The sequence below is a fragment of the Microcystis sp. LE18-22.4A genome (assembly GCF_027531105.1).
Lineage (GTDB): Bacteria > Cyanobacteriota > Cyanobacteriia > Cyanobacteriales > Microcystaceae > Microcystis > Microcystis aeruginosa.
In genome coordinates this window covers 1-6,705 of the sequence record NZ_JAPZRB010000381.1, presented here as the reverse complement: position 1 = coordinate 6,705, position 6,705 = coordinate 1, and the positions used below count along the sequence as shown (strand labels likewise).

The 6,705-nt window shown below is 45.4% G+C and carries 4 protein-coding genes; 1 reads left to right on the top strand and 3 read right to left on the bottom strand.

Going from position 1 to position 6,705, the window contains the following annotated elements; translation table 11 throughout:
• Nucleotides 1-318: 318 nt before the first annotated feature.
• From hpsP to O9295_RS16920, 3 genes are all read right to left on the bottom strand, one after another.
• A complete protein-coding gene (gene hpsP / locus O9295_RS16930) occupies nucleotides 319-1,479 on the bottom strand; it encodes a hormogonium polysaccharide biosynthesis glycosyltransferase HpsP (protein WP_288034023.1) in 1,161 nt (386 codons plus the stop codon).
• A gap of 473 nt (nucleotides 1,480-1,952) precedes the next feature.
• Nucleotides 1,953-3,200, bottom strand: coding sequence for a tryptophan synthase subunit beta (gene trpB / locus O9295_RS16925; RefSeq protein ID WP_012265094.1), 1,248 nt, complete (start codon nucleotides 3,198-3,200; stop codon nucleotides 1,953-1,955).
• A 136-nt stretch (nucleotides 3,201-3,336) separates the two neighbouring features.
• Nucleotides 3,337-5,907 carry a DUF3536 domain-containing protein gene (locus O9295_RS16920; protein ID WP_147072010.1) on the bottom strand — a complete coding sequence of 857 codons (2,571 nt, stop codon included), beginning with the start codon at nucleotides 5,905-5,907 and terminating at the stop codon, nucleotides 3,337-3,339.
• A 378-nt stretch (nucleotides 5,908-6,285) separates the two neighbouring features.
• Between O9295_RS16920 and O9295_RS16915 the strand changes: the two genes are divergently transcribed.
• The gene (locus O9295_RS16915; RefSeq protein ID WP_287731370.1) at nucleotides 6,286-6,420 is read left to right on the top strand and encodes a hypothetical protein; all 135 of its coding nucleotides are present in this window, start codon (nucleotides 6,286-6,288) and stop codon (nucleotides 6,418-6,420) included.
• Nucleotides 6,421-6,705 lie beyond the last annotated feature (285 nt).

Here is a 6,705-nt window from a genome sequence, read left to right as displayed (position 1 = left end):
CAAGCTTTTCTGGTCGGAACCCCCTAAGCCGAGTTTTCAAGGTGCTGCGCCGTCCACTTGGTTTTCGAGACTGGCCTTTTAATTCTAACGTAAAGCCAACCTAGAACGGCGGGGTTTCAGACCCAAAATTTCCGATGAAAGCGTATATTGGAAATAGAGCCATCCCTAGAAAAGTGAGCCACTGTTATGAATTCTTTTGCGCTTCCCGTCTTTCTGCAATCAGGTTTAACCCTACTGGCATTTTTAGTGCTGGTTATCCTGATGGCCTAAATCTTAATCCGTCTGTGACTTCGATCGAGCAGGGGACGGTCCGATAGCTCAGACTAGATTTTCATAGACGGTTAGCAGCTGTTCAGCGATCGCCGACCAACTATATTGATTTAAGACTAAATCCCTAGCATTTTTCCCTCGTTGTTGGCGAATTTCAGGATGAGTGATAGCCGTTGCCAAAGTATTAGTTAAATCCTCAAGCTGACAAGCTGTCACCCATCCTGCGGCCGCTGCTGCTACCGCAGGATGCAGATCCACCCGGTCCGAGATCACCACGGGAATTCCGGCAGCCATGGCTTCTGCCACTGCGATGCCAAAATTTTCATAGTAGGAAGGTAAAACAAATAAATCGGCCTTAGCGAGGAGGTTATTTTTGATTTCTCCGGTCACAAATCCGGTAATTGTTGTATTTTTGCCCAAGATTGACCGCTCGATCTGATTTTTAATGCGATTTTCGTACTCCCGATCCTGGGGATTGCCTCCTGCTAAGACAAAATGAAAATCTAGTCCCTTTGCTAACAGACTTTCTAAACTGGGCAGCAATAAATCTAGACCTTTTTTCGGGTCAAGACGGGACATATAGAGGATGATCGGTTTATTTTGGGGAAGATCAAAACCGTTTACCGGTAGAGCTTGTGGGTCAAAAAAATCTACCCCTAGGGGGATGACAATATCCTTAGTTTTTATATTAAATCTTTCGGCGATTTGACACTCCTGCTGACTGGTAAAATGAACTGCCGCCGCCGCCGCTAAATTGGGTTTTTCCAGAAAATTGGCATATATTTGTTTAAGTTGCCGTTTTTTTTGCAAATCTGCCGGATCGAGGGTGCCTAGGGGACGGAGAATATAGGGCAGTTGACGGTAACGAGCGATCGAAGCCGATATACTGCTCACTGGGGAGAATAAGGCATGAATATGGGCGATATCGTAATCTTTTGCCCTATTAGCCAACCAAGTAAACAGATCAAGGGAAAATTTATAGCGGCGAAAGGGAGAACAGCGAAAATAATAGATTTGATAGCCATTTTGACTAACAGGGACCCCTAAAGGCACATCTAGGGGTGCTTGTCCCGTGTCACCATTGGAATCGGTGGTAATAATAGTCACCTCTTGGCCTAGTTGCGCCAAGGCCGCTGACAAACCGAGTACCATTTGACTGGGGCCACCATAAACAAGGGAAATCGAAGGAACAATCTGAAGAATTTTCATCGAAAAATTGGGTCAGAAACCCCGTCGTTCTAGGTTGGCTTTACTGTTAAATACTAGCGCATTTGCACGATATATGCTAGAAAGTGCCACTTAGAGCGACTCTAAGACCAGAACAGAGTAAATCTGTTAAGGCAGCTGGGAAACCGCTCAAGAAACCCCAAGAGGATATCAAATTCAGCTAGTCCGGAACAGGGAACGGTTGAAAACGAATATCAAATTTAGATGGACAATAGCTTATCCCTCTGATTTACCAGTGATCAGTAAACAGTAAGCAGTTATCAGTGATGAGACGGGGAGTAGGTAGCATTTTCATGGCTCAGTAAATGATAATCGGTCAAGGGTAAAAAGACAGCAAGAAACCGCCATTTAATAAGTAGGTCAGCCCCCCCTTATTAAGGGGGGCAGGGGGGGATCACTTAATACTCAAATCTGATAACTGCTCACTGATAACTGCTCACTGAAAAGGCTAAAGGTTAACCATTCATCGATAAATATTTAGCCACCGATTGCACATCTTTATCACCCCGTCCAGAGAAATTAATAACAATGCGAGGACTACCAGTTACTTGTGGGCAAAGAGTTTCTAAATAGGCTAAAGCGTGGGCAGTTTCTAGGGCCGGAATAATCCCTTCTAAACGGGAAACTCTTTGAAAAGCTTCTAATGCTTCCCGGTCAGTGACACTGTAATATTCGGCGCGACCACTATCTTTTAAAAAGCTATGTTCTGGCCCGACTCCGGGATAATCTAAACCAGCACTAATGGAGTGGGCCTCGATAACTTGACCTTCGCTATCTTGTAATAAATAACTCATTGCTCCATGTAGAACCCCCGGTTGACCTTGGGTAAGGGTGGCGGCGTGTTTTCCGGAAGCGATACTTTCCCCGGCGGCCTCAACACCAATTAAACGCACGGAAGCTTCTTTAACAAACTCATGAAATAAACCCATAGCATTAGAACCACCCCCCACACAAGCGAGGAGAATATCCGGTAAACCGCCCCATTTTTCCAGACTTTGCTGACGAGTTTCTTGACCGATAACCGCGTGAAAATCGCGCACCATCATCGGATAGGGATGGGGACCTGCCACAGAACCAAGGATGTAGTGAGTGGTTTCCACATTCGTTACCCAGTCGCGAATCGCTTCCGAGGTGGCATCTTTCAGGGTTCCTGTCCCGGCGGCCACGGGTTGCACCGTCGCCCCAAGCAGTCTCATGCGGAAAACATTGAGTTCCTGGCGTTCCATGTCGTGAATTCCCATATAAATCACGCATTCTAGACCAAAACGAGCGCAAACCGTAGCGGTGGCCACGCCGTGCTGTCCTGCCCCAGTTTCGGCGATAATTCGCTTTTTACCCATGCGTTTGGCTAATAAAACCTGACCGAGGGCGTTATTAATCTTGTGGGCCCCGGTATGGTTTAAATCTTCCCGTTTCAGGTAAATTTGCGCCCCAGTACCGTCAGCTTTGGCATAATGGGCGGTGAGACGTTCGGCAAAATATAAGGGACTAGGTCTACCGACGTAATCCTTGAGCAGTTGATTTAATTCTTCTTGAAAATCGGGGTCGTCTTGATACTGATTATAGGCCGTTTCTAGTTCACTTAAGGCTGGCATCAGGGTTTCCGGGACGTATTTGCCCCCGTAGCGTCCAAAACGCCCAAAAGCATCGGGATACTGGGTTGCTGTGCCGGCTGAGGCGGCATAAATCGGCGTGATAGTCATGTAAACCTTCGATGAGAGACCACGATCCATTATAAATCTAAGGGTTTAGTCTCTGGGTTAACCTGAGTTCCAGGGCAATCATCGCCTAACCCACTTAATCATCAAAGGGTGAGCATTGCCCACCCTTTGACTGATTTTACAGCCAAATACTCACATCAACTTTTAACACCTGTCCTAATAGTAATAACCATTTTAATTGAGTCATCGGCCAGGGACAGGCAGCATCTATTGAATTGGACCGCAAAGAATTAAGAACTAGACGATCATGGAAGTAATAATAGTATAATTCCTGAGAGCGATCGAGGGATAATCCTAGCTTTAATTGTTGGCTAACTTCAATTAAACGGGTGATTAGGCGAGTATCCTCCTCCGCCGTTAAAGGATCGCCATCGTGTAATAATTTCCCAAGAGATTGCCAGAGCAGACTTTCTAAGGTTTGACGCGCTTCGGGGATGTTTAATTGACAGTGTAAATGATTGGCTTCCTTAGCAATAGCCAATAATTGATCGAGATTATTTTCCGTCGCTTGCCGCTGCTCAAAATCTTTTTCTAGGGCATTAATCACCTGTAAACAACGGTGAGAAATGGCAATATCGGCCGCTACCTGTAACTCTTGAGGTACGGGAATCTCATCCCGTTGGAAAGCCGCTAAAATGCCGTAATTATCCCGATAAACTTGGGTGTATAATTGATCGAGACGTTTTTTAGTTTCGGCTGTCACCTTCTGCATGATCCGGTGTCTTTCATCGGCAAAAAGATGGGGTAAAGCAAAAAAGTTTTCTCCCAATCCGCGCCCCATTTCTACGATCATGGTCGAGACACTGGCCTGTTGTAAAGATTCAAAGAGATGATCCTTAAGATTGGTATAGATTAACCGACCGTTAAAAGGTTGAATGCAGCAGTAAAAATCCCAACCTCCTAAATGTAGAACAGCAAAGACAAAATGTTCACTTTCTTGGGTAATTTCTGAGGTTAATTCCACCTGTCCCACTGCTAAAGTTAAAGACCCGATCGCTTGTTTTTGATAATCTAATTGACGGGTATTGTAACAATAAATCCGATGATGACTGGGATAATTGGTAAATAGGGAACTAATAGCGTAATGGGCCGCCACCCGTTCCAAATCGACCCGCGCAGAAGTGACCAATTGTCGATAGACATCAGCCCCATCTTGATATAACTTAACGTTACTGGGAGCGAAAGCTAGACGACTGAGGAAATTCATTTCTAATTGAATTCCAGCTACTTCTCCAGCTAATTCCAGGGCCCGGCCAGCATATCTCAAAATTTGCGTACCTTCAGGTCGAGAAATTTCTTCAAAAAACCAGCCACAACTGGTAAACATCAATAAAGCCTGTCTTTGCATTTCTAATAAACGCAAAGCATCGATTTTCTCGCTTTTACTCAGGTTGCGACTTTGATGCAAAGCGAGGAAATGTTCGATCGCGTCTGGGGAGCGATCTAAAATAACTGCAATGTAGTCATCCCTTGTCTGCCAAGGATCGCGGAAAAATTCCTGTCCTTGAATCTCATAGACCTTAATTAACTCATCTCTGAGCCAATTTAGGGACTCCCGCAGGGGTTTACGCCATTTTTGCTGGTAATTTCCCCCTCCCCCGCAACCACAGTCATCCTGCCAACGATTTACGCCATGGACACAACTCCAAGCGGTCACGGGTTTTAATTCCACTTCCCAAGTGGGGGGGCAAATACTGAGATAATGGGCAAAATTGGTGACTGTCCAGCCGTTTTTAGGGAAAGATTCCGTAAAAGCATAGCTAAGACACTTCTCTGTCCCCTGTTTGTGGTGGCCGAAGGTTTCCCCATCGGTAGCGACGCTGATTAACTGGGAGGGACGATGATCCCCTTTAATTGCCTGTCCCAGACGACCGACGAGAAAATCACTGCTGGCTAGGACATCATTAAAGCCCATATCCCGAGAAATTGGACCATCGTAGAAGAAAATATCCAGATAACGACCATCGGGAATGTAACAGCGATAGGGACGGGTGGGATCGATTTGACCTCCGGCCACCGCGTGCCATTGGGGATGAGGATCCTGGTCGCTAGGGAAAGGACGACAGCGCAGGGCCTGGGAAGGGGCTAAAATGGTGAATTTAATCCCCTCATCGATTAAAGCTGTCACTGTGGCTAAATCAATGGCTGTTTCCGCTAACCACATTCCTTCGGGATCCCGGCCGAAACGGTGCTGAAAATCGGCTTTTCCCCAGCGAATTTGGGTGTATTTGTCCTGTTTGTTGGCTAGAGGCAGAATGATATGATTATAGACCTGGGCGATGGCGTTACCATGACCGTTTAAGCGTTGACAACTTTTTTGATCCGCTGTCAGGATGCGTTGGTAAACTTCGGGATCATGGGATTGCATCCATGACATTAGGGTGGCCCCGATGTTAAAGCTGAGATATTCGTAGTTATTAACTATTTTGATCACTTCCCCCCGGTCATTGTAAATGCGCGCAAAAGCATTGGCACGATAACACTCGTGATGGATGCGTTCATTCCAATTATGGAAGGGATGGGCGCTCGGTTGCCGTTCAATTCTGTCTAGATAGGGATTTTCTCGCGGTGGTTGGTAAAAATGTCCGTGAACCGTGATATAAACTCCGTGAGCGGTTTTCAGGGGATCGACCCCCGTATCGGTATAGGAATAAAAGGTTGTAGAAGGATGTTCAACAAGATAAGTCATAGAAAGGCCTAGAAAATCGTTTTTTTTTGAGCGAAAATAGCTGTAGAATGTAGCGACCTGATGTTTAAAAAAACTGAAAACCTGGCCGTTTTTCACGGCCTTGGGGTCACAATATCACATTTTATTTTCCTAGCAAAGCTAGGGTTAACAATTCGCAACTTCTCTATACACAGCCCTAAGTAATACTAAATTTTGTTACAAAATCTAGCTTTTTCGGGTAAGCTGTTGACTATCTAGGGCTGACTGACCATCCTTGGCAATCGGCGTTCTAGCCTAGGAGAGATGCGATCGCTCTTACCCCTGCCCCAAAAGCGATCGCCATTACCCAAAAATTGCTTATTCCCAAAATGATCGCCCCCTGCATTCCTATCCCAAGCAATGGCAATTTTAAAGTTTAATCCACAAGATGACAGCGATCGCACTTACCAAAATAATCGCACTTTCAAAGTCCAAAGTGATCGCACTTTCAAAAGCCAAAATCGCACTACAAGATCAGCGATCGCACTCCAATAAAATAATTTGTATGTTTTGTTACAAAATAAGACGCGGTTACCCTGCCGCAAAAAGCCTTGACTATCGCACACCCTATGAGATATTTTTGAATAACTAAAGTCCTAGTGCACTTCAAACTTGAATTAGCCATGAATAATAAATTGGTCTAAGTACAGGACAAAAAGCTTGAAAAGTAGGCGGGAGTGGGGTTTTATGAGAAATAGCACTAATCTCGAAACCCCTATGAACCAGTATAATGCGTTGAAACAAGCTCTCAAACCTCATTTGCGATGGCACGGAGCAAGA

Excerpts from the sequence above, each read along its gene's own strand:
- O9295_RS16915 (WP_287731370.1), top strand. The coding sequence starts at position 6,286 with ATGGCAATTTTAAAGTTTAATCCACAAGATGACAGCGATCGCACTTAC.
- hpsP (WP_288034023.1), bottom strand. The coding sequence starts at position 1,479 with ATGAAAATTCTTCAGATTGTTCCTTCGATTTCCCTTGTTTATGGTGGC.
- O9295_RS16920 (WP_147072010.1), bottom strand. The coding sequence starts at position 5,907 with ATGACTTATCTTGTTGAACATCCTTCTACAACCTTTTATTCCTATACC.
- trpB (WP_012265094.1), bottom strand. The coding sequence starts at position 3,200 with ATGACTATCACGCCGATTTATGCCGCCTCAGCCGGCACAGCAACCCAG.